This is a genomic window from Vibrio sp. Y176 (assembly GCF_033438945.1).
The window spans coordinates 1-513 of record NZ_JAWOQS010001212.1 but is presented as its reverse complement, the minus strand read 5'-3'; the positions used below and the strand labels follow the sequence as shown (position 1 = coordinate 513).

Below are 513 nucleotides of genomic sequence, written 5' to 3'. Positions count from 1 at the left end.
CGATTGATGTACTGGCGAATGACCACTCATCGGATGCGAATAGCACATTGAAGCTAGATAAGATCACATCAAAGCCTTCGATTGGTAGCGCTGAAATCTCAGGACAAAAAATCCACTATTCTGTTCCTGTTTCAGACATTCCAGAACAACGAGCAGTAATGAAGTATCAAGTGTCTGACGATTTTGGGACGACAGCAGAAGGTGAGGTGGTCATCACGATCAACTCTCCAGTAATCACCGCCAATAGTCTTCAATACAAAGCGCTAGAAGATACGCCACTGGAACTTAACTTACATCAGCAACAAGGACTAGAGAAAGGGGACACCATCGTCATTAAAAAGCCGCCGATGCACGGCAAGATTGATGGGAATACCTACCAAAGTAAGGAAAACTACTTTGGTAATGACCAGTTTGAGTTTTCTATTGTGAAAGAAAACGGACGTGAATCTAATACAGCTATGGCTGTAATTATAGTCGAAGCGGCTAATGATGAGCCGATCTTTGCTGTTGAAG

At 43.1% G+C, this 513-nt stretch carries 1 protein-coding gene; it reads left to right on the top strand.

What is annotated here, in order from left to right; translation table 11 throughout:
- Window positions 1-513, top strand: a 513-nt coding sequence (locus R7O13_RS31030) for an Ig-like domain-containing protein (RefSeq protein ID WP_412125760.1), incomplete at both ends; no start/stop codon positions are given.